Annotated in this window: 21 protein-coding genes and 1 rRNA gene; 5 read left to right on the forward strand and 17 right to left on the reverse strand. The window is 46.8% G+C overall.

The features are described from left to right. The 8 genes from ACWA2B_RS26920 to ACWA2B_RS26955 all read right to left on the reverse strand — a co-directional run. Positions 1–220 (reverse strand): 16S ribosomal RNA (locus tag ACWA2B_RS26920); the annotation flags it as partial. A 923-nt stretch (positions 221–1,143) separates the two neighbouring features. Continuing rightward, positions 1,144–2,121 carry a class II fructose-bisphosphatase gene (gene glpX / locus ACWA2B_RS26925; RefSeq protein WP_165150815.1) on the reverse strand — a complete coding sequence of 326 codons (978 nt, stop codon included), beginning with the start codon at positions 2,119–2,121 and terminating at the stop codon, positions 1,144–1,146. A 147-nt stretch (positions 2,122–2,268) separates the two neighbouring features. Beyond that, a complete protein-coding gene (locus tag ACWA2B_RS26930; protein ID WP_165150816.1) occupies positions 2,269–3,072 on the reverse strand; it encodes a pyruvate, water dikinase regulatory protein in 804 nt (267 codons plus the stop codon). Positions 3,073–3,085: 13 nt separating this feature from the next. Beyond that, positions 3,086–3,700 carry a helix-turn-helix transcriptional regulator gene (locus tag ACWA2B_RS26935; RefSeq protein WP_238794854.1) on the reverse strand — a complete coding sequence of 205 codons (615 nt, stop codon included), beginning with the start codon at positions 3,698–3,700 and terminating at the stop codon, positions 3,086–3,088. Positions 3,701–3,939: 239 nt separating this feature from the next. Further along, entirely contained in the window at positions 3,940–5,151 is a 1,212-nt protein-coding gene (locus tag ACWA2B_RS26940) for an ABC transporter permease (protein WP_029518436.1), read from the reverse strand. Then, the gene (locus tag ACWA2B_RS26945; RefSeq protein ID WP_029518437.1) at positions 5,148–5,867 is read right to left on the reverse strand and encodes an ABC transporter ATP-binding protein; all 720 of its coding nucleotides are present in this window, start codon (positions 5,865–5,867) and stop codon (positions 5,148–5,150) included. Before ACWA2B_RS26945 ends, ACWA2B_RS26940 begins: the two co-directional genes overlap by 4 nt. A gap of 6 nt (positions 5,868–5,873) precedes the next feature. Then, positions 5,874–7,334, reverse strand: coding sequence for an efflux RND transporter periplasmic adaptor subunit (locus ACWA2B_RS26950; protein WP_029518438.1), 1,461 nt, complete (start codon positions 7,332–7,334; stop codon positions 5,874–5,876). 13 nt (positions 7,335–7,347) lie between these two features. Continuing rightward, positions 7,348–8,511, reverse strand: coding sequence for a TolC family protein (locus tag ACWA2B_RS26955; RefSeq protein WP_029518439.1), 1,164 nt, complete (start codon positions 8,509–8,511; stop codon positions 7,348–7,350). A gap of 318 nt (positions 8,512–8,829) precedes the next feature. Between ACWA2B_RS26955 and ACWA2B_RS26960 the strand changes: the two genes are divergently transcribed. Continuing rightward, positions 8,830–9,018: a hypothetical protein gene (locus ACWA2B_RS26960; protein WP_019687137.1), complete on the forward strand. Its 189-nt coding sequence runs from the start codon at positions 8,830–8,832 to the stop codon at positions 9,016–9,018. A 155-nt stretch (positions 9,019–9,173) separates the two neighbouring features. Here the strand turns inward: ACWA2B_RS26960 and ACWA2B_RS26965 are convergent, their stop codons facing one another. The 3 genes from ACWA2B_RS26965 to ACWA2B_RS26975 form a co-directional block, all read right to left on the reverse strand. Beyond that, a complete protein-coding gene (locus ACWA2B_RS26965; protein WP_029518440.1) occupies positions 9,174–9,497 on the reverse strand; it encodes an MGMT family protein in 324 nt (107 codons plus the stop codon). A 115-nt stretch (positions 9,498–9,612) separates the two neighbouring features. Continuing rightward, complete coding sequence (locus tag ACWA2B_RS26970; protein WP_029518441.1) at positions 9,613–10,773, reverse strand: rhamnogalacturonan acetylesterase; 1,161 nt, start codon at positions 10,771–10,773, stop codon at positions 9,613–9,615. A 227-nt stretch (positions 10,774–11,000) separates the two neighbouring features. Continuing rightward, on the reverse strand, positions 11,001–11,423 hold the full coding sequence (locus tag ACWA2B_RS26975) for a hypothetical protein (protein ID WP_029518442.1): 423 nt from the start codon (positions 11,421–11,423) through the stop codon (positions 11,001–11,003). Between the two features lie 168 nt (positions 11,424–11,591). Between ACWA2B_RS26975 and ACWA2B_RS26980 the strand changes: the two genes are divergently transcribed. The 4 genes from ACWA2B_RS26980 to ACWA2B_RS26995 all read left to right on the forward strand — a co-directional run bounded on the left by ACWA2B_RS26980 (position 11,592) and on the right by ACWA2B_RS26995 (position 15,365). Beyond that, the gene (locus tag ACWA2B_RS26980; RefSeq protein WP_023988435.1) at positions 11,592–12,017 is read left to right on the forward strand and encodes a CHRD domain-containing protein; all 426 of its coding nucleotides are present in this window, start codon (positions 11,592–11,594) and stop codon (positions 12,015–12,017) included. 223 nt (positions 12,018–12,240) lie between these two features. Beyond that, positions 12,241–13,431 (forward strand): acyltransferase, encoded by a 1,191-nt coding sequence (locus ACWA2B_RS26985; protein ID WP_069012374.1) that lies wholly within the window; start codon positions 12,241–12,243, stop codon positions 13,429–13,431. Between the two features lie 110 nt (positions 13,432–13,541). Next, the gene (locus ACWA2B_RS26990) at positions 13,542–14,243 is read left to right on the forward strand and encodes a response regulator transcription factor (RefSeq protein ID WP_029518444.1); all 702 of its coding nucleotides are present in this window, start codon (positions 13,542–13,544) and stop codon (positions 14,241–14,243) included. A gap of 15 nt (positions 14,244–14,258) precedes the next feature. Next, a complete protein-coding gene (locus ACWA2B_RS26995) occupies positions 14,259–15,365 on the forward strand; it encodes a HAMP domain-containing sensor histidine kinase (protein ID WP_449292822.1) in 1,107 nt (368 codons plus the stop codon). A gap of 12 nt (positions 15,366–15,377) precedes the next feature. Here ACWA2B_RS26995 and ACWA2B_RS27000 read toward each other — a convergent pair whose 3' ends face one another. From ACWA2B_RS27000 to rhaI, 6 genes are all read right to left on the reverse strand, one after another. Next, complete coding sequence (locus tag ACWA2B_RS27000) at positions 15,378–16,133, reverse strand: LutC/YkgG family protein (protein ID WP_449292823.1); 756 nt, start codon at positions 16,131–16,133, stop codon at positions 15,378–15,380. Beyond that, complete coding sequence (locus tag ACWA2B_RS27005) at positions 16,126–17,646, reverse strand: LutB/LldF family L-lactate oxidation iron-sulfur protein (protein WP_340885254.1); 1,521 nt, start codon at positions 17,644–17,646, stop codon at positions 16,126–16,128. The genes ACWA2B_RS27000 and ACWA2B_RS27005 overlap by 8 nt, the downstream gene beginning before the upstream one ends. Beyond that, entirely contained in the window at positions 17,643–18,371 is a 729-nt protein-coding gene (locus ACWA2B_RS27010) for a (Fe-S)-binding protein (protein ID WP_029518448.1), read from the reverse strand. Before ACWA2B_RS27010 ends, ACWA2B_RS27005 begins: the two co-directional genes overlap by 4 nt. A gap of 252 nt (positions 18,372–18,623) precedes the next feature. Beyond that, the gene (locus ACWA2B_RS27015) at positions 18,624–19,382 is read right to left on the reverse strand and encodes a DeoR/GlpR family DNA-binding transcription regulator (protein ID WP_029518449.1); all 759 of its coding nucleotides are present in this window, start codon (positions 19,380–19,382) and stop codon (positions 18,624–18,626) included. 20 nt (positions 19,383–19,402) lie between these two features. Beyond that, positions 19,403–20,878 carry a rhamnulokinase gene (rhaB, locus tag ACWA2B_RS27020; RefSeq protein ID WP_209950362.1) on the reverse strand — a complete coding sequence of 492 codons (1,476 nt, stop codon included), beginning with the start codon at positions 20,876–20,878 and terminating at the stop codon, positions 19,403–19,405. Continuing rightward, on the reverse strand, positions 20,875–22,095 hold the full coding sequence (gene rhaI, locus ACWA2B_RS27025; RefSeq protein ID WP_209950361.1) for an L-rhamnose isomerase: 1,221 nt from the start codon (positions 22,093–22,095) through the stop codon (positions 20,875–20,877). The genes rhaB and rhaI overlap by 4 nt, the downstream gene beginning before the upstream one ends. Between the last annotated feature and the right edge of the window lie 104 nt (positions 22,096–22,199).

The following is a 22,199-nucleotide window of genomic DNA, read 5'->3' on the forward strand; positions in this document are numbered from 1 at the left end:
CTCCGTCTTTCCTCCTTCGCCCATGCAGGAAAAGGATGTATCGGGTATTAGCTACCGTTTCCGGTAGTTATCCCTGTCTTGTGGGCAGGTTGCCTACGTGTTACTCACCCGTCCGCCGCTAGGTTGTGTAGAAGCAAGCTTCTAAATAACCCCGCTCGACTTGCATGTATTAGGCACGCCGCCAGCGTTCGTCCTGAGCCAGGATCAAACTCTCCATTAAAGACCAACCGAAGTTGGTTATAGAAAGAGCGATATGCTCATTTTGAAACTGACGAGATAAAAAATATCTCTTGTTTGCTTCCATTTTATACAGCCTGGAAGGCATGTACCAAAATTTCAGCGTTGGATTTTGTGAACAAAATCCGTACTCACTCGTTGTTCAGTTTTCAAAGATCAAATTATCATTCGGCTTCGTTTGAGCCAGAACAATAATATAACATTTTCAACTAATTCAATCAACCTGTAAATAATTCCAGGCGAGTCATCCACCCCATATTATTGAATAATCATTTTCGGGCTAGACTAACAATATATCAATTTAAAGCAATTAAGTCTATCTGTAAAAGTTCCCAGCTTGTTCAAACTTATTAAAAATCTTTGATCTTGTTTTATTGGCTGGACTAGTAATTTAACACGTATACCAAATTAATTCTACTTGCAATTAATTCCTTTTGATAGATAACTATAGATATTAGACCAAAGTAATTCATAATCCCAATAGACAGAAGTATTACTTAAATGTGTTATTCTAATTTTACATAAGGATTTGCTTTTCCAAATTAGTTCTCGGATGATTTCGAAGGCTGATCTATTCTAGCAGAGAAATTTATCAAACTTTTAGGGCCAAGGTACTTCATACCTTAAACAATAATCAGATAGACGTATATTGTTGGATATACATTTAGTAGATCATTTAGAGGGTTAAGAAATTACGAAGTAGACTAAAGAGAGATGCATGACAAAGATAATTATGTTTACGTCACTCAATAAAAGTGAGGTATACTCGATTCTTATTCCATGGAGTTGATAACTTCATCTGTTCTATGACAGTTAGATTGACCCTAAAATATGAAAAACAGCGGTATCCTTGGATAAGTCCTAGATACCGCTGTTTTATTGAACTATAAGCCATGACTTCAATGTTCAAGAAGATGCCGCTACCGCAAGCGTACCGGAAGAATCAGCTGTATGATGGATACTCCGCACGAAGCGAATCGTTTTTGTATCCGAGTGCATTACGACTGAATGAGTTTCCGCTCTGTGGCCGGGAAGAGAACGAACCCCCTGCAACCACTCTCCAGGTGTTACACCTGTAGCCACAAACATCACGCCTTGCCGTCCGACCATATCATCCATAGATAGCAACGCGCCAGGATCAGTAATGCCCATACGTTTGCAACGCTCAATCTCTTCTTCACCATGAGGCAACAAACGGCCCTGTATTTCTCCGCCCATGCATTTCAGCGCTGCAGCGGCCAATACACCCTCAGGAGCGCCACCAGAACCGATATGCAAGTCTACACCGCTATCCAGGCATGTTTCAATCGCGCCCATCACATCCCCATGGCCTAGCAATTTGATACGAACTCCGCTTTCCCGCAGAAGCTTGATAATCCCGGCGTGCCGTGTACGATCCAGAATGGACACGGTAAGATCAGACAAGGATTTACCGAGTGCTCGTGCAGCTTTTGACAATGTGGTCGGGATTGGGTCCTCAAGTGACAGCTTTCCAGCCAGCGCCGGGCCAACGGCCATTTTTTGCATGTACATATCCGGAGCGTGGAGTAGACTACCACGAGGTGCAGCAGCAATGACCGACAGAGCGTTATTCAAACCATTTGCCACCGTTTCGGTTCCTTCCAGTGGATCGACAGCGATGTCCATAGCCGGTCCTCTGCGATTGCCTACTCTTTCCCCGATATACAGCATGGGAGCCTCATCCATTTCGCCTTCGCCAATGACGACCGTGCCGTCCATGGATACCGCATTAAAATGAGTGCGGATGGCTACCGTAGCCGCCTCGTCTGCGCTATTCTTATCTCCACGCCCTGTCCATTGTGCTGATTGCAGTGCCGCTGCCTCTGTTACCCGAACGAATTCCAATGCCATTTGACTCTCCATACCTATCCCTCCACCTCTCCTAAAATAATTATTACCCTTAAGCAAATGAATATATTTAGGGCAGCTTTGCTGCAATCTTTCTATTTATCTATTAAACTCCTGTATCCTACGTTTTTAATTTTTAGTTATATGAGCAGCTACTAGGCTCTATAACATTCTGATAATTAAACCTGCCGTCTCTTCAATCGCCTTATCTGTAACATCAATAACCGGACAATTCAGCTCTTTAAACAAAGACTGCGCATACGCTATTTCCTCTTCCACTCTCGTCGCTGTAGCATACTGCACATTATTAGGAAGCCCCATAACCTTTAGTCGCTCACTGCGTATTTTCAACAGTAACTCTGGCTCGATCGTTAATCCGAACACTCGACCATGCTGAACATCCTTTAACTGAACAGGCGGTGTCAGCTCCGGTACAACCGGTATGTTGACCGTTTTATAACCTTTATGCGCGAGAAACATGGATAAAGGGGTTTTGGAAATACGGGATACTCCAAGCAATACAATATCCGCTTTGAGAATGGCGCTCACATCTTTGCCATCATCGTATTGAACCGCAAAATCCAAGGCCTCTACACGCCGAAAATAGTTGTCGTCCAGTCGGTGCAGCAGACCAGGCTTCTCTTTGGGATCGTTATGGAACGTATCGGCAAACGCCTGCATCATTGGTCCCATAATGTCGACAGCCCGCACATTCAGCCGGACAGCCTCTTCTTTCATCGCCTCTCTCAATTCCGGCTGTACCAGCGTATAAGCTACAAAGCCTCTACGCTCGGCAACTTCCTCCATCACCCGGCTCAGTTCGTCTTCATCCCTCACGTTCATAAATCTTTTGATCTCTGTGTCCGGTAACTCAAACTGGCGCATGGTCGCCTGTACGACAGCTTCTGCCGTCTCGCCAATCGAGTCTGAACAGATCGCTATAAAATGACTGCTCGCCTGAACCATTCGATTCCTCCCATTAATCCTCTGCTACCATATCGAGCAACATTTTAATAATATTTGTTTTTGTAATACGTCCCACGACTTTCCAGTGCTCTCCTTGCTTGTCGGAGTCGGAAGGGACGACGACAGGCAGACTGTCGATTTGACGGGCAATAATTTTGCGCGCTGCCTCTAATACCGTATCCTCTGGGGAAACGGTGACAACATTCGCCTGTCGGGTCATCACTAGGCTGACAGGAATGGTTGCTGCATTGGGATTCCCTAACGTTACCTTAAGTAAATCCTTGCGGGAAGCTACCCCTGCCAAATCTCCGTCTTCATCGGTAACGATCAAATTGCTCACATTTTCCAAAAAGAGAGCTACAACAGCTTCCTGAATCGTTGTTGTTTCACGTACGATGACTGGAACCCCGTGAAGATCGCCCACCTTCATTTGCAATAGCCGGAATTTTTCCTCCCGGTTCGGCGTGCCCCGCTTTCCAACAAAATATCCGACCTTGGGCTTTGCATCTATGTAATTCAGAATACCCAATTTGGATAGGTCGGTCCGAATGGTCGCCTTACTGAGATTAAGCATTTCCGCAATCTGATCCCCGGTAATTGGGGCATGCTTTTGTACGATGTTTAAAATTTCTACTTGTCTTGCCGTAAGGTCGATGATGAACGTCCCTCCTTTTTTTCTTGCGATCTAATATTGAATATAATACGTCATATATAACAATAAATCAACCTTAAAAAGCATATAAAACATCACATATATAAAATTAAAGTGGTTATTCATGTCTTTTTATCATTTAAAACACTTATTCAACACAAAAAAACGGGCACTTTACACCCTGCTCTTTCGAGTAAGGCGAAGTACCCGCTCTCTTATTCGTATCTTAAAGCATCAATTGGACGCAGCTTAGACGCCTTCCGCGCCGGATATACTCCGAACAACACTCCGACTGCCATACAGCACAGAAAAGAGTAAAGCACGGGCTCTATCGAATACACAATCGGCATTTGGACGAATTTCTCAAGCAGTTTTGCACCTCCGAGACCCACCATTACGCCAACTAGTCCACCCATCAGACTGAGAAAAACAGCCTCAGCCACAAACTGCAGCATAATATCACTACGTTGCGCACCAATCGCTTTACGAATCCCGATCTCCCTCGTACGTTCCGTGACGGACACCAGCATAATATTCATAATGCCGACACCTCCAACGCCAAGCGCAATTGCAGCTACACCGGCCAGCAGCATATTCATAATCCGATCAACCCCGGACACTGTTTTTAAGATTTCCGTCTGGGTCATGATCTGAAAGTCATCGCCCTCTGATGGCTTTAGCTCATGTCTGACACGAAGCACCTGCCGAATTTCTGCACTTGCCTGATCAATCTTCTCCTCTGATGTTGCAGAGGCGTTCACCTGCTGAATACTCATATTGCCTAGCCGTTCCATCCCCGTTGTAATCGGTACATATACCTGCTGACCGCTGTTACTCATATTGGAATTGGAATTTGCCAGCACACCGACCACCTTAAAAGGAAGCTGTTTGATCATGATCGTCTCACCGACCGCTCTGGAGGCATCCGGACCAAAAATATTACGGGCCGCATCACTCCCAAGCACGGCCACATTCATTTGTTTATCCACTTCATAGTGGGTAAACGACCTGCCTTGAGCTAGTGACAGCTTTCTCACATGAACGAATGCCAGTGAAGTCCCCTCAATTTGTCCGCTGACCTTATTGCGACTCCACGTAATATCTGCATTGGTCATAGCACTTGGTGCTACCTCTGCTACTGCTTTTTGCTGCTCTAGCGCATCGATATCTTTTAGAGATATTCCTTTCGTCTGATTGAACGACATGGAACTAGAGCCATCATATGGAGCATAAGGATAGATCATCAGCAGATTATTTCCCATACTGTTGATCTGAGATGTAATCGTAGCCGTTGATCCTTTACCGATGGCTACAATCATAATCACAGCGGCCACTCCGATAATAATGCCCACCATGGTCAGCAAAGATCGCAGCATATTGGTTCGCAAACTGTTGAGTGATACACGGATAATTTCCTTAAACTTCATGCCTTCACTTCCTCTGCCGCCATTCTTCGTTTCCCAACAGGCTGATCCTCTTCAATCCGCCCATCTCGAAAATGAATCAGACGCTTGGCGTATTCCGCAACCTCTTGATCATGAGTAACCAATACAACCGTTTTCCCCTGATCATTCAGACGCTGAAAAATCCCCATTATTTCAACACTTGTTTTGGAGTCCAATGCGCCTGTAGGTTCATCCGCCAAGAGAATGACCGGATTGTTCACAAGTGCGCGGGCAATGGATACCCGCTGCTGCTGACCGCCTGACAATTCGTTCGGCCTATTGTTCATCCGATCGCCTAGACCTACGCTAGTGAGGGCTTCCATTGCCCGCAAACGACGCTCCTTGACAGGAATACCTGCATAAATCATAGGCAGTTCCACATTCTCCAGAGCCGTTGATCGCGGGAGCAAATGAAATTTTTGAAATACAAATCCGATTTTCTGATTACGTATAATAGCCAGTTCATCCTCACGGGCATCTAAGATCGAATAGCCGTCCAAATAAAATTGTCCTGACGTAGGTAAATCCAGACAGCCGATAACATTCATCATCGTGGACTTGCCTGATCCAGACGGTCCCATAATCGCAACAAAATCACCGTCAGCAATATCAAGTTGAACCTCACGCAGAGCATGAATTTCCTGATCTCCGACATGGTACACTTTTTTCAAATCCTCAATCTGAATGACGTATCTCATACCCGTTTAAAAGCCTCCCTGCATGCCGCCCATAGCGGAAGGGTCCGGCGGAGGTTCAGGAGCAGGCACAATAAGCGTGTCACCCTCCTTTACACCTGACTTGAGTTCGACTCGATCTGGCGTATAAAATCCGAGTTCTACGGGCTTGAAAGTGCGCGCCCCTGGATTTGCAGCATTATTAGCGGAAACATACACGCCATCCTGTCCCCCTTCGGATCTCAGCGCAGTCGCAGGTACGAACAGTACATTTTTGTGTACTCCCAAAATAACGGCCACATTCATAATCATGCCCGTTTTGAGCTTGCCTTTCGGGTCATGAACAGACAGTTCCATCAGATACGTCGTCATCCCTTCATCCGTAGAGGCTTCCGGTGACACGAATTGCACCTTCCCTGGAAATGATTCACCCGGATAGGCATTGGTAGTCAACACGGCTGAAAGACCCTTCTTTACTTTGACAATGTCGGTCTGACTTACCTTCACAACCACCTTAAGGTCGTTGGAATCCGAGTTATTCATGACAATGAATGGAGCTGTCGGACTGGTCCCTACATCCCCGTTCACCTTCAAGATTACCCCGTCCCAAGGTGCTGTAACCTGAAGCTTGTTCAATTCATTTTTCTTCTGCTCCAGTTCCGTCGCCTGTCTTCGAACCTCTATCCGTGAGGCTTGAATATTGGATGCATCAGCCGGAACCTGAATTTTGCGAAGCTCTGCCATTGCCGTACGATATCCGATTTCAGCCTCTGAAATGGTGCGACGTTTTTGTGACATGATTTTGCGGAACTGCAGATCCAGACCATCATAGTCCGTCTGTGCTTTATCCAGTGCTTGCTCTGCCTGCTCCAATTCACTGTTGGACACCGCCCCGGCATCATGTAAAAACTTTTGGTCTTCATATGCCTTTCGCGCCTGTTCCAACTGCTTTTGGGAAGTTTTCTTCTGACTTTCGGCTTCTTCCAGCTCAAATGATTCTTGCGCTGTATCGATAGCCATTTTGGCCCGAAGTACATTTGTTTTCTGAATTTCAATGTCCTCAGCCTTCGGACCTTTCTCCAATTCAGCCAGCTTGGCTTTAGATATTTCCAAAGTATCAGACGCACTCTGAATTTGCATTTTAATTTCAGAACTGTCCAGAAGAGCCAGGACTTGTCCTTTCTTCACTTTGTCTCCGGCCTTCACGTTCACCGCTGCCAGCTTATTTTCGCCTGCGCTTGTAAAATTCAACTTCACTTCCTTGGAAGCCTGTACGGTACCGGACGTATCCAGCTTCTCGCTCACATCGCCGCGTTCTACTTTAAGCTTCTCATCCTGAACCAACGGTGCCGCCTGTTCTTTGGGCAAATTTAGGTATACTGCTGCTCCGCCTCCACCGACAACCAGTAGAACAATTGCAGTCCAGATCCACTTTTTTCTCCGTTTTCTCCGTAACTTGATTAAAGCGTCATTTAAAACCGTTTCTGCCAATGCCGTTTCCTCCCTATGTGCTCCATGGCTTGTTCAACGTATACTCATTTTGATCCAACTCGATCGCAAGCTCTTCCATTTGCCGTTCAATCTGGTTCACTTTCAACTGATTATTTTTCAATTCCATCTCAATAATTAGACCTCTGGCCCACTTTTTGCGTGATAATTCCAAGGCCTCTTTTGCTGTACGCAAGCTTTCTTCCAGTTGTACGTATTTCTTTTGATTTTCCTTAACTGTGGCATACAAATTACGGAGAGATTCGGCAAAATCCTTTTGACCTTTGTCGAGTTCCTCCTTAGCCGTATCGACATCCATTTTAGCTAGATCATAAGCACCAGCACCATTGTTAAAATCGAAATATCTCACATTAAGCTCCGAAGTTTTGATGCTATCCTCCAGCTTCCATAAATTTGGATTCATGTCTGTCAGCTGTTGTATATGTAATTCGATATCCAGCTTCTTCGGTTCCTTGTACACGGGTCGATCGACCAATTCATAAGCTGTTCCATTAGGCTGTCCCATGAGGAAGTTCAGGGCATCCCTGGATTTTTGCAACGCAATTTTCCCCTGCTCTACGGTTTGCTGAGCTTGGCTTCTGGCCTGTGTACTCTCGTTTTTCGCATGCTCAGACAGCTTTCCGCGCGCAAATTTGGCAAGTGCAATCTTTTCCTCCGCTTGGGCGATTTCAAGCGCTTCTAGATCATTTTTCACCTGATTCTCTGCCACGAACACACTTTGATAGCTTTTCATCACATTAAAATAAATCTGGTCTTTGGCGAACTGCGCCTGCTTTTTGCTGGCTAAATAAGATAGCGTCGAGGAACTGTAATTTCTCCATGACGTTTCATCATCAACATACTCATTGTCTATAAAATCGACAGGTGAATTGCCCAGGTCCTTTTCTGCATTTTTCAGTTCCATTCTGCGGCGCTCTACGTCCCGTTCGGCGGTACGTGTATTGTAACTGTTCGTCTGTGCCCATTCCGCGGCCTGCTTGAGTGTCAATGTAGGTAAAGCCTGACCCGTTATGGATGATGTCTTCGATGGAGCCGCAGCAGAAGGTTTAACTGACGTACTTGATGCTACATTTCCTGATAAACTCTCAGCCTGTACAGTGGAGGCCAAGCCTGATGATAATGACAATACAAGCAGCACGGCAGCCGCTTTTTGCTTCATAGATGAATCTCTCCCCTTTCGGTGCATTCTTCGAATCTTTTCCGTTTTTTTCGACATAAATTTCCACAAACTCTTGCATTCTAATTGTACTTTCAGGTTTGTGTTGGTACAAGGTGTCAATACAATACATTTTTGTAACCTTTACTTCCAGATTACTCGCTTTATACTACTTTTCGTCCAATCAGATATGGATTCAACCTATTTTTACCTTAACTTTACCTAATTTTCAGCTAATTTTAAGGAAACCAACAGCATCTATTAAGGTTTGGAACATATACTAGAGAAAGAATAACAGCCGCTCACTGGGAGGGTTAATAGATGATAAAAGAATCTCGTATGACAACCACTAACGAACCGTCTGATTTGTGGATGACCCGCTTTTTACGTGAATCAGATCAAAAAAAGAAACAACTCATCCGGGAAGCCCGGAAAAATAACGATATACCACTGATGAACAGCATTTCTTTTCACCTTGCCCAACGGGATCAGCAGCATCTTATCGGATAAAATGACAAATGAATCTTATGCTATAAATAACAGATTACCTCTAGTTATCTGCTTCGTATGCTAGATGAAAAAGACCGGGACAAATCGTTAATTGACTTGTCCCGGTTCTTTATGACGATCAAATTTAATATAAAACCGCATAGCTTGTTCCGCGCCTATTCTTCCATCTCTGCCTGCGGATCATAGAGATATTGATCCAGTGGAATGCGCCCGTTTTCATTAAACCGTATGCCTTCCTCCTCCAAATACAGACGCTGCAGGGATGCGGACTCATCCTCCTGCAAAGCAATCTCCCCCAAACGGTTGACTACTCTATGCCAAGGAAGCCGGTGTTTTTGGCTCAATGTATGCAAAATCCGCACCACCTGTCTGGCACCTCTTGGGCTTCCGGCCTCTGCCGCAATTTGACCGTAAGTCATTACTTTTCCCTCAGGGATCAACAGTATAATTTGAAGCACACGGGCAGTGAAAGGCTGCATGTTCTAATTCCTCCGTATTACTATTGCTTTTTCAATAATTATAGCACCCTGAACAGATGCTAAAAACCCCTGCTCCTACAAATGTAAGAAACAGGGGAAAACCCATCGTTAAAATTTAGAATCCGCTCAGACCCTGCCTTTTTAAATCCTGTGCTACCAATCGTGCCAGTTCCCTTGCACCTTCATAGTTTGGATGGAGTGTATCACCGTTCATGTACAAAGCCAGTGTAGCGACTTTACCAATAGAAGTAAAATAAGCGGAGCTAAGAACATTCAGGTCGACTAAAGGCGTTTGTTCCTCTTGAGCCAGCGCCAAAATAGCACTTCTATACCATCTATTTTCTGCGTTGTGTACATTGTTAGCATTAAAGTCAGTGGCTCGTCCTTGCGGAGTTGACAGGATTACCGTCGCCCCCTTAGCCTTCGCCTGCCGGATCATATCCCGCATCCAGTCCTTAAACTCTGCTTCGCTTTCGTTATGCTTTGGATTGGTGTCATTAATGCCCAATTGGAGAATAAAATAATCCCCCGGCTTAATATATTGGACGATGGCCTCCAACTGACCGTCCTGATGGAAGCCTCTAGCAATTTGGCCTCCTGACGCCATATTGCGAATTTGAAAAGTATTCGTGTTCACAAACTCTGGCAGCAGTTGACCCCATCCCGCCTGCACGCTGCTATCCAGCGGATAATAGTTACATACCGTAGAATCCCCACCGATATAAATTGTTCGATTCGTAACCGGATTGCTAGATAATTGCCTGATTTCCATTGCACTGAGTGTGAAGACCGCCCCCTCTTTGCCTTCAGTAACCAGCAGATTTAGTTGTCCGTCTGTTACTGGAATTTGAAAGCGATCCTTGGCCCCATTCCCTGTCATATTTATGACCTGATACACCCCTTCAGCTGCAATACTCGAACGAGAGGTATCTCCTAAAGTAACCGACACCTCATACAAACCAGGAGGAAGATCAACATCAAAAGTATTCTCGCTTTTCGTACCTGTAACCAGGAAACGTACCGCATCACTTGCCACTCCAGTCCCCGAAGCACTGACATTACGCATATTCTCAGGGGTACGAAAGCCATAGCCACGTGCTAAGTCATAAGACAGCGAAGCGCTCACTCCGGTATAACCCGTTTCGACCGTACCTCCGCCAAAATCAAACTTGTACTCGCCAGCGGATGCCTGGGCCGGGAGAGCTATGCCCACACCTGTTGCACCACATAAAAAAGCTGCTAAAAGCATATGAGTCAATCCTTTTTTCCACACCATTCTTCATTCCTCCTCCAGATTTTTAATTGTACGAAGCAATGGATATTTACTGTAAGCGCATACATAAAATTCTACCCATTGTTGCAGGGTTATGCCTGTGTAATTCTTATGCAAAAGAAAAGTAGTTTAATCGTTAAGCTTGAAACTTGTCTTGTACACAAAAAAGCTTCGCAGTTACATCTGCGAAGCCTCATGAAGCGATATTTCGTCATATCAAAATTACTACATTAATCCGCAACCAAAATTCCGTCAAAGCTCTCTGGACCTACACGTATTGTACCCAGCAGGTTAGCTGAAACAAAAGCAGTGTACACCAATTGTTCCGTAATCGGCGGGTTAAAGTCATCGGCTGAGAATGCAATAACCTGTGGAGCCAACAAACTCAAACTAAAAGTTGACGTGGCCGAATAAACAACAGGGTCAGTAACCAGGGTACCTCTTACAATAGTGATCGTTATTCCGACTAAAGCAAGCGGAAGTTGAAGCGATATAGTTCCTTTAAGCAAAACCCGTGGCGTACCTGTAGCTCCCAGTGTGTTTAACCCGATCTGCCCGAACAATTGAGGCGTATTTATAAGAGTGATCGGAATGGCAATAGAGTTGGCTGTCGAAGCATTCTGGGATGTTCTCCCATCAATAAATGTTCCCATGGTTTCTCCTCCTCTCTCTATCAGATACTCATAGACTATGAAAAAGTTTGTTTTGTGCTTGGACTGAATAACTTGTAAAACACACAACTTCTGATGAATAGGCTAATGTGCAGCCCCTTCTCTAGCCCTGTGAATACACTAAACCAACACTGAGAAAGGAGGGATGTCATGTCTAATAAGTTTAGAGCCACCTTAAGGGGGGCTAATGAAGTGCCTCCTGTCAGAACAAATGCGACAGGAACAGCCGAATTTCGTTACCGTCCAACGAGCCAACAATTAAGCTTTGAACTGACTGTACGCAATATCTCACGGGTAACCGAAGCGCATATTCATCTGGGACGAAGAGGTGAAAATGGCCCTGTTGTTGCTACACTGTTTGGTCCTTCGAAGTTTGGAATAACCGTTAGAAGAGGCGTCGTTAGCGGCGTGCTCCGTGCATGTGATCTTACCGGTCCACTCAGAGGCAGAACCATTTATGATTTGGTGTGCCAAATTAGAGAGGGTAATGCCTACGTCAATGTCCACACGATCCGTCATCCGAATGGTGCTATTCGTGGACAAATTAGACGCGCACCTATCAAACGTTGCAAATAACGAATAATCATGAGTATAAAAAAGAACTTCCATACCACTCATTTTGAGGCTATGGAAGTTCTTTTCTTAATTCAGGATTTTTGCAAAATCCTCAATTCTTAACAAAAGTTAAGAAGTTCATAAGCGTTTCTTAAGCCGTTCCCTTTAGGGTTGTTAAGAACTTTATCTTTTAATAGAAAGAGTTCAACAAGATACAGTTCACTCCTGAAAGGAAATGAAGCTTATGAAGCCTACGACCAAAGAAAAAATTCCCGAATTGCAGTTGGTCAGAGCCATGGCGATTTTAGCCGTCTTGATGGTACATGCCACTTCTTATGCAACGGTTCAGCTTACAAATTCCAGCCTATATGTTGTATACAATGCGCTCAATGTGTTGATGAAGTATGGAACCCCCGTATTTATCGCGCTTAGCAGCATGGTACTGTTCTACAACTACAAGGATCGTCCAATGGGACGACAGTTCTTAAGTCGCTTTTATAAGCAGAGATTGCTGTATATTCTCTTACCTTACGTCATGTTCTCCCTATTTTATTTCTTCCTGTCTCTTATGGCTAGCAGCTCCGAACCATGGAATATAGCCACACTTGCGAAAAGCTTTGCTCTGAAGCTGGCGACAGGCAAAGCGTATACCCATTTATATTATATTTTTATCATGATGCAATTCTATCTTGCATTTCCATTCGTACTGTGGCTGTTCCAGCGATATCGGCAACTTCCACAATGGTCTATTGTCCTTGGGCTGTTGCTACAGTGGTCATTTGTAATTGGCAATAAATTTCTATTTCAGGTGCAAAATAAGGGCAGTTGGGCACTGTCTTATGTAGCCTGTTACATGCTGGGTGCTGCTCTAGGTTATTACTACCCACAGCTGAAAACGTGGTTTCTGATGCGTAAGGGGCAACGAAGTGTTGCCGGAGTGCTGACATGGATCACAATTTGGGCTTTATGGCTGATTTCAGCCACCATGCATGTCTATATGTGGTGCGAAAATAGAATGTACGGAATCTCGTATAATTCGCTAGTTTTCGAACTTATGTATAATATGTACAGCCTGTCCAGCACGCTGGTAATACTACAGATTTCCTTTTTAATGTATAGACGACAACATTCCTTTGTCACTCGCAAGCTGGAACGTCTGGGCACACTGTCCTTTGGTGTGTATCTGATTCATCCGTTTTTCCTGCTTCTGTATCGGCAGTTTTCACCACATATCGGTTCTCCGCAGCTTATTCATGTGTGGTACGCTGGAGGTTTTTTCTTTGCACTTCTTTGCTCTTGGCTCGTCGTGTCTACCATCTCCCGTTTCCTACCATTTGCTTGGATCCTGTTCGGTCAACTACCGGGAATAGAAAAAAGACAATTCAAGCAAGAAAACCGTATTTCTTCAACTGAAACAGCACTATCCAAAGGCTGACGTCCCCAAGCAAGCGAACTGAGAAGAGTGTCCATAGCCTCCATCTTTAAAAAAGTATATAATACGCCATATTGTATACTGCTGGAAAGAACAGAAAGGGTGCACGGGCCATGCATAACGGAACCATTTTATTAGTAGACGATGAGCCTGAAATTATTAAGCTGATGCAAATTTATTTGGAAAATGAAGGATATCGACTGCTTATGGCACGAGACGGACTGGAAGCTCTGGAGCAAATCAGTCGGGAATCGATAGATGTGATGGTGCTTGATGTGATGATGCCCAATATGGACGGGGTTGAAGCTTGCATGAAGATCAGGGAAACCGAGCATTTTCCGATTATTATGTTGTCTGCGAAGGGACAAGATATGGACAAAATCACAGGACTCAGCGTTGGGGCCGATGATTACGTCACTAAGCCGTTCAGCCCGTTGGAACTGGTGGCACGCATTAAATCCCAGCTGCGTAGAGTACGGAAATATACCCATTCCTCCCCTGTATCGGAGCATGAAATGATACTGGATGAACTCTCCATTAATTCTGCTACGCATGAGGTCACTCTCGCCGGAGAATCCATTAAGCTGACCCCACGAGAATTTGCCATTGTCGAGCTGTTGGCCCGTAATCGTGGTCAAGTGCTGAGCATGGAGCAGATCTATGAAAAAGTGTGGAAGGAGCAATATCTGGAATCCAACAACACGCTGATGGTTCATGTGCGTAAAATTCGCGAGAAAATTGAGGCTGATCCGAGAAAACCCAAATATCTAAAAACGGTGTGGGGCATCGGCTACAAAATGGAAAAATTCGATTAATGGAGGATTCACGTCTTGAAGGCAAAACGATATGATACGTTGGGATGGAAACTGGCAGCCCTTAGCCTTGCCGCTTTCGCTCTAACTGGACTGATTTTGATGGTGTCTTATTATGGAGCATCTTTGCTACTATGGCTGAATCCTTCCCGTTCATTTTTTGGCACTCGTCTGGTTCGCTGGACCGTAAATCACATTGGGTCCCCACTGATCATGCTGGTAGGCGGGCTACCTACATATATCTATTTCTTTTTCCTTTTTACCAAAAATACGATTGGTTACCTTCGCGAAATTACGACGGGGATGCAGGAGTTTGCTGACGGAGACCTGTCCTATACGATTCCTGTTTCTTCAGCGGACGAGCTGGGTACCTTGGCGAAAAATATGAACACCATGGCGGACAATCTCCGTCTCTCGCTGGAAGAAGAACGGGCTTCTGCCAAGGCCAAAAACGACCTGATCACTGGCGTATCCCATGATCTTCGTACCCCGCTAACATCCGTGATCGGTTTTTTGGAATATATTGAAACCGACCGCTATCGGGATGAAATTGAGCTGCGCTATTATGTGAACATTGCTTATGAAAAGTCATTGACGCTTAAGAAGCTGATCGACGAGCTGTTTGAATACACGCGTGTGAGCGGTGGCAGCCTGCCACTGGAGCTGGAGCCTGTAGATCTCGGCAAATTGCTCACTCAGCTTGCTGAGGAATTTGTACCCTCTCTGGAACAGGCAGACATGTCCTACCGTGTCCGAATCGTCGAGCCTGTTCGGATTCTAGCCGATACCGACGAGATGGTACGCCTGTATGAAAATTTGTTTTCCAACGCTATTCGATACGGAAAAGACGGCAAACGCCTTGATATCACCATAGGACGCGAAGACGACGAGGCGGTGGTAATCTGCACCAACTACGGCACCCCAATTCCTGCGGAAGATGTCCCGTACTTGTTTGAACGGTTTTACCGGGTGGACAAATCACGTTCCAAGGAAACTGGAGGCACCGGGCTGGGCCTTGCGATTACAAAAAGTATTACCGAGCTGCACAATGGCCGCATTTCGGTTAGGAGTAATCGCAGACAAACAGATTTTGAAACCCGTTTTCCCCTCTATCATGCTCGTTAGGCGGTCTACACGCTAGCCCACTAACAACGTATAGACGATACCTGGCCCGTGTACACCGATCGTCAATTCATTTTCAATATCCGACGAGCGGCTTGGTCCAGTAATAAAATGAATGCCTGCAGGCAGTTGCTCACGCCCGACTTCGTCAAAGCGGCTTAGAATCTCGCCCAGTCGTGTTCGCAAGCGCTCTACTGGCAGAAGAATGATCAGTGCGGTTGGCAAAAGGCTGACCGCACGGCCTTTCTCCGGCGAGGATAGCACCGCTACCGAGCCGGTGTAAGCAGCCGCTTCGTCGGCGATGACGATGCCGATATCCGCCTCAGCGGCGCGGGCCTTCCAATCCTCGACTGGATCGGTGTTCCACACCGATAAACGGACTTGCGGCAGTGCCGATTCCAGCTGGAGCGCATCCAGGTCCGGCTCATTCTGCCGGACGATATAGGCCGCTCCCAGCTCTCGCGCTTTGCACGCGATCCAGTCTGCGGTCTGCTCCAAATTCGGCAGACGCACGACATGCCCGCCAACACTTGTAAAGTTAGCAGTGAACTCCTCGATGCGCCGCTCCGCGCTCCAATCGAATTCGTACCAAAATGCAGGTGCCCCGCGAAACGGCTGAACTGGCGGCTCCGTCTGTCGTGGACGCTTGAGCCGCGTCGCGATGCCGTCCATAAAGCGTACCTGCTTGGCACGGGATTCTTCTTCCATTTGATGAAGCCACGCTTCATGGGCCGCTTTTGCTTGCGCAGAAGGATTACTATGCTCACTCATGCTGCGTCCCTCCTTTACTTCTATCTGCCAAAATCTTCTCCATTCGGCTGAGAACATCCGGCTGCATCACGTTGCGTTCCTGCTCCAGCTTATGCTCCAGCGTGTTCCATTGCTGACGGAAGGATTTTTTCGCCAGAGAGGGAGCCACACGGTACGTATTCCAGCCTTTTAACGGACCCAGTTTCAAGGTAATTTCACCTTTACGGACGATCGCTTTCTGGGCGATCTGCCCTAGCCGAATCGCCACTGCGAATCGCTTCGAGTTGGAAACCACGGTCGCAAAACCTTTCATCCCTGCCGTTTCCAGCTTATCTCCTTGTCCCGCCTCAACCTTGCGTCTGCGCAAATATACCAGCATATCATGCAGCGGTATTTTGACCGGACAGGCTTCATAGCACGCACCACACAGACTGGACGCACTCGCAATATCGTTCCACTCTTCAATGTTGCTATGAAGGGCAGGCGTAAGCACCGCACCGATAGGGCCACTATATGTCCCGCCATACGCGTGCCCGCCAATGTGTCGGTACACCGGACAGGCATTCAGGCAAGCACCACAGCGAATGCAATTCAGCAACTCTTGAAACTCGGGATTGCCCAGCTGTAGTGAACGTCCGTTATCTACGATGATGATGTGCATTTCGTCAGGCCCATCGGCATCTTGGCTGCGCCGAGGGCCTGAAATACCAGACATATACATGGTCAGCTTCTGCCCCGTAGCGGATCGTGGCAATAATGTAGCCATCACCTCCAAATCCGTCCAGGATGGAATAATCCGCTCCATGCCCATCAGCGTAATTTGGGTTTTGGGCAGAGTGGATACCATCCGTGCGTTCCCTTCATTTTCAAACAGGACCATGGAGCCTGTCTCGGCGATGGCAAAATTACAGCCCGTCATGCCAATATCCGCTTCTAGAAACTTCTCACGCAGCTTTTTGCGGACAAAGCCCGCCAAAATCGTCGTATCCGCGGACAGTTTCTCACCTGCTTCTTGGGATAACAGTTCGGCAATCTGAAAGCGGTTTTTGTGAATCGCCGGAATGACGATATGAGACGGGGGCTCTCCTGCCAGTTGAATAATATATTCACCGAGGTCACTTTCAATCGTCTCGATATCCGCACCCTCTAGCGCCTGATTCAAATGTAACTCCTCCGACACCATCGACTTGGATTTGACGACGGAACGGGCTTGGCTATGTGCAGCAATATCCAGGGTAATACGTACGGCATCGGCTGCTGTATCGGCAAAATGGATTTGCACCCCGTTGGCACGGGCATTTTCTACAAATAGATTTAAGTAATAGTCCAGATGGGCAATGGTATGCAGACGAATTTGACGGCCCCGTTCACGCCATTCTTCCCAATTTCCGTGTTGCTCTAAAGCCACCTGCTTTCCGTTACGCAAACGCTCTGTAGTGAAACGAACTGCATTCCGCAGAAAATCATCATTTAGGGCCAGCTCTGCACGTTTTTTGACCTTTTGGTTCATGGAATGTGTGTGTACGACGGTCATGCGTGCTTCACCCCTTCGTACAGCAGCTCAGCCAGATGCATGACCCGAACTGGCTCCTCCCGATACCGAAGATTTCCGGCAATGTTCATCAAGCAGGCCATATCTAGTCCGACCAGTACCTCGGCTTCGGTCTCCCTGATATGGTCCACTTTTTCAGTCACCATCGCTCCCGAAATATCTGGCATTTTCACCGCGAAAGTCCCGCCAAAGCCACAGCAGTCCTCAGCAAAGGGAAGTGGTACTAATTGCAGCCCCTTTACACTGCCAAGCATCTTCATCGGTTCCTCCTTCACGCCGAGCAAACGTGTGCCATGGCAAGACGGATGATAGGTTACTGTATGCGGAAAAGACGCGCCCACATCGGTCACGCCAAGCACCTGTACCATAAATTGCGTAAACTCATACGTCTTTTGTTCCAGCCTCCGTGCTGAATCGAGCCATTCGGGCTCATCCTTAAACAACTCCGGGTAATGATGAATCATATATGTACAGGAACCGGAAGGAGATACGACAAAATCGCTGTCGTTAAACGCTTTCAGAATTGTTTTGGCAGCAACCCTCGTTTCATCCCAATAGCCGCTGTTATAGGACGGCTGTCCGCAGCATGTCTGTACCTTCGGAAAATCCAGCTGAACACCATATCTGGAAAGCAAGCATGCCATCGCTTCCCCCACCTTGGGATAAATCGCATCACTCAGGCAAGTAATAAATAAAGATACCTTCATACGGAACACCCCTTACGTCTATGGAATAGCTATTACTTTATAGAGGATACCAGCGGATCGGTTCATTTGAATCTGGAGAAGCGTCAGCGTTTGCCTAAAAGCTTTCCAAAGGAAAGCTCTCTACGTAAGCATAAGCTTGCAGTGGGATTCTCACCTAAACGTGTTTTACATCATCAAAGAATCCCACTGCAACAGCGAGCGTAAGAGCAAATGAAACGCGGAGCGACACTCTCCACCTCGACATTTTTAAATTCACACAACCGTAACTGGAATAGCCTGCTCCGCAAGTTGACTGCGAATCGGATCCGACAACCTCGAATCCGTAATAATCTCGGATACCTGCGACAGGTTCACGACATGCGTAAACGCCTGTTGCCCAAATTTGCTCGCATCGGCCAGTAAAATCACACGGTCTGCAATGCTGACCATTTTCTGCTTCAAACGAGCTTGCAGTTCATTCGATTCACTAATACCGCGATCCAGATGAACCCCCTGGCTGGAGAAAAACAATTTATCCACATAATAGGTTTCCAGGGAACGCTCTGCGAGCGGGCCTACAAATGACAGCGAGCGTTGAAGCAACTGCCCCCCCGTCGAAATGACCTCGATTTTTTCCTTACCCGCCAGCTCTGTAGCTACCCGAATCGAATTCGTTAATATTGTCAAAGGAATATCCGGTAAACTTGAGGCCATATACCAGGCGGTTGTGCTGGCATCCAGCAAAATACGATCATTCGGCTGAATCTGCTTGACTGCTTCTTCGGCAATTCTGCGCTTTTCCTCTGCGTTCATAATTTCCCGTACCGCATAGGGCGTTTCAGGCTGCTCGTTTTTGACACTGACCGCTCCCCCATGCGAACGGCGCAGTCGTCCCGCCTGCTCCAGACGGTCCAGATCACGGCGAATCGTTTCCTCCGTTACTTTGCACAACTCACTCAATTCGGACACTCGTATGCTTCCTTTTTCATTCACGAGCTGCACAATCATCTCATATCTTTCTGCGACCAGCATGGCAATCTCACTCCACATCTTTAATGTACAAAAAGTCCCGCCACCCGCCGGAATTGCCCATAGGCATCCTCCCACGCTTCTGATTCGGCAGGCTCATATTCCTCCACGGAAATAGAATTCGCGATGACCCGGCGGGCTTCCCATATATCGGCGAACTTTCCCTGTGTCATCCATTGTACCGCAAGATTGCCGATTGCGCTCGCTTCTGCAGGTCCCGCCCACACTGGTTTTTGAATCGAATTGGCCGTCCATTGGCACAACAAGCGATTTTGAATCCCTCCTCCGACCATATGTAAACCATTAAACCGTTGTCCTGACACCTGTTCTGTAAGCTCCAAAATGTAACGGTACTTTAACGCCAGACTCTCCAAAATACAACGCGTGATTTCTCCCGGCGTCTCGGGCAATGGCTGTCGGGTATTGCGGCAATATTGGCGAATTCGTGTTCTCATATCCCCGGCGTGCAGAAATAGTTCATCGTCCGGATCAATCAAAGAAGTGAATGCTGGAGCCTGTTCTGCCATATGAACCAGTTCAGGGAAGGAATAGGAGTACCCCTGCCGTTCCCACTCCCTACGCGCCTCCTGTAAAATCCATAAGCCCATGATGTTTTTAAGCAGCCTGTAAGTTCGACTGACCCCACCTTCGTTCGTAAAATTAAAACGAAGCGTATCGTCATTGATTACAGGCTGTGCCGTTTCCGTTCCCATCAGAGACCATGTTCCACAGCTCAAGTACGCAAACGAGCGCTCCAGCGCAGGCACGGCAGCCACAGCAGATCCCGTATCGTGCTCTGCTACTGCAATCACAGGAATCGCTCCAATGCCCAAATCGTTCATAACCGACGAGCGGATCGTTCCTGCAACATTTCCTGGCTCCAGCACCTCACCAAACCAGGAATGAGGAATGTTGATTCCAGACAAAAGCTCATCATCCCATTTTTGCTGCAACGGATTATATAATTGCGTGCTGGTCACATTGGAAAACTCATTGTACATTTCACCTGTCAGAAAATACCGTAGCAGATCTGGAATCATCAAGAAATGCTTTGCCTGCTCCAGCAACGGTGAACTCGCATTTCGCATAGCAGCCAGCTGATAAATGGTATTAAACGTCAAAAACTGAATGCCTGTGCGCTGGAAAATAAACTCTTTTCCCAGCCGTTCCTGTACTTCTTCCATTACCCCATGGGTGTGCCAATCCCGATAATGATAAGGGTTGCCCAGCAATTCTCCAGTTTCTCCGATCAGTCCAAAATCGACCGCCCAGGAGTCAATCGCAAGACTGGATGGATTCACTCCCCTATGCTTGGCTTTGATCAATCCTTGCTGAACCTCGTGATACAGACGCAACAGATCCCAGTGCAGATGTTCCCCAACCTTGACCGGATCATTCGAAAAGCGATGGATTTCCTCCACCACTATACGTGAATCCGTCAATTCTCCGAGTAGAACCCTGCCACTGCTTGCCCCCAAATCATAAGCGAGGATACTCACCAGCTTGCACCACCCTTGCCTCTTTGCAAAATCTGCGTGCCATACTCAGACGCTAAGTAAGCTTTCATCGGGTCTGCTGGTAAGCCTTGCTCTTCACGGATCGCTCTGAGCAATGGTGCCACATCAAACTCAAACGCTTGTCGCACAGCATCCTCCGCACCCAGCACATTCTGGCGGCTCGATGCTTCCTCCACTTCTGCATGATTAATTAGGAGCGCTTTCGCATATTGAGTCTGCACATTCAGCACCGAACGAATCATCGCCGGAATTTTTTGCTCAATATTGTGCGACTGATCGATCAAATAAGCAATTTTGTCCACCGTATGCCGAATATCTTTATCCACATCCTGAGCCGCATTTAAAATTTGATAAAAAATCAAGAACAGTTCATACGGATTCGCGGAGCCCACGATCAGATCATCATCCGCATATTTGTAGCTATTAAAATGAAAACCACCTAATCGCTTCTCATCAATTAGAAACGCCACAATATGCTCCACGTTGGCTCCCGGCAGATGATGCCCAGTATCCACCAGCACCTGTGCCTGCGGCCCCAGCTTGGTTGCGTAATTATACGCCATGCCCCAATCGGCAATATCCGTATGATAAAAGGCTGGCTCGAACGCCTTGTATTCAATCAGCATGCGCATGTCAGATGTGAGCGCCTTATACATTTCACTGAGCGCTTCCAGCATCCAATTTTTCCGTTTGCGAATGTCCCCCTGACCGGGATAATTCGTTCCGTCTGCGAACCATAAGCTAAAATCGTTCGAACCCGTTTCCTTCGCAATATCTACGCATTCTAGCAAATGGTTGATGGCCTTGCGGCGGATGGCCGGGTCTACATTGGTGACACTGCCGAGCATGTAGTCCTCGTCTTGAAACAGATTAGGATTCACGGCCCCAATCCGCAGACCGAGACTTTCCGCATGACTGCGAAGCTTGCCGTAATTGTCTACTTTATCCCATGGAATGTGAATGGCAACGGATGGACATAAGCCTGTCACGGCATGAACCTGCGCCGCATCCTCCAACTTTTCGAACGGATCACGCGGCACGCCCGTTTTCTGAAAGACTTTAAATCGTGTACCTGAGTCGCCATATCCCCAGGATGGTGTTTCTATGCTAAGCGCTTTCAGCCTTGCCTTTACTCGCTCCAGGTCAATGCCTCGTTGTTGCTGTTGTTCCTCGAATAAGGCGTACGCTTTGTCACTCATCATGGTTCCTCCTTGGAAAAATGAAGTGAGTTATGGGAGATCGCTTCGCGTACGGATTGTTCTTCCGATCGCTCCGCTGCTGACCACCCATAAAGTCACTTCTA

The organism is Paenibacillus sp. CMM36 (assembly GCF_053570945.1).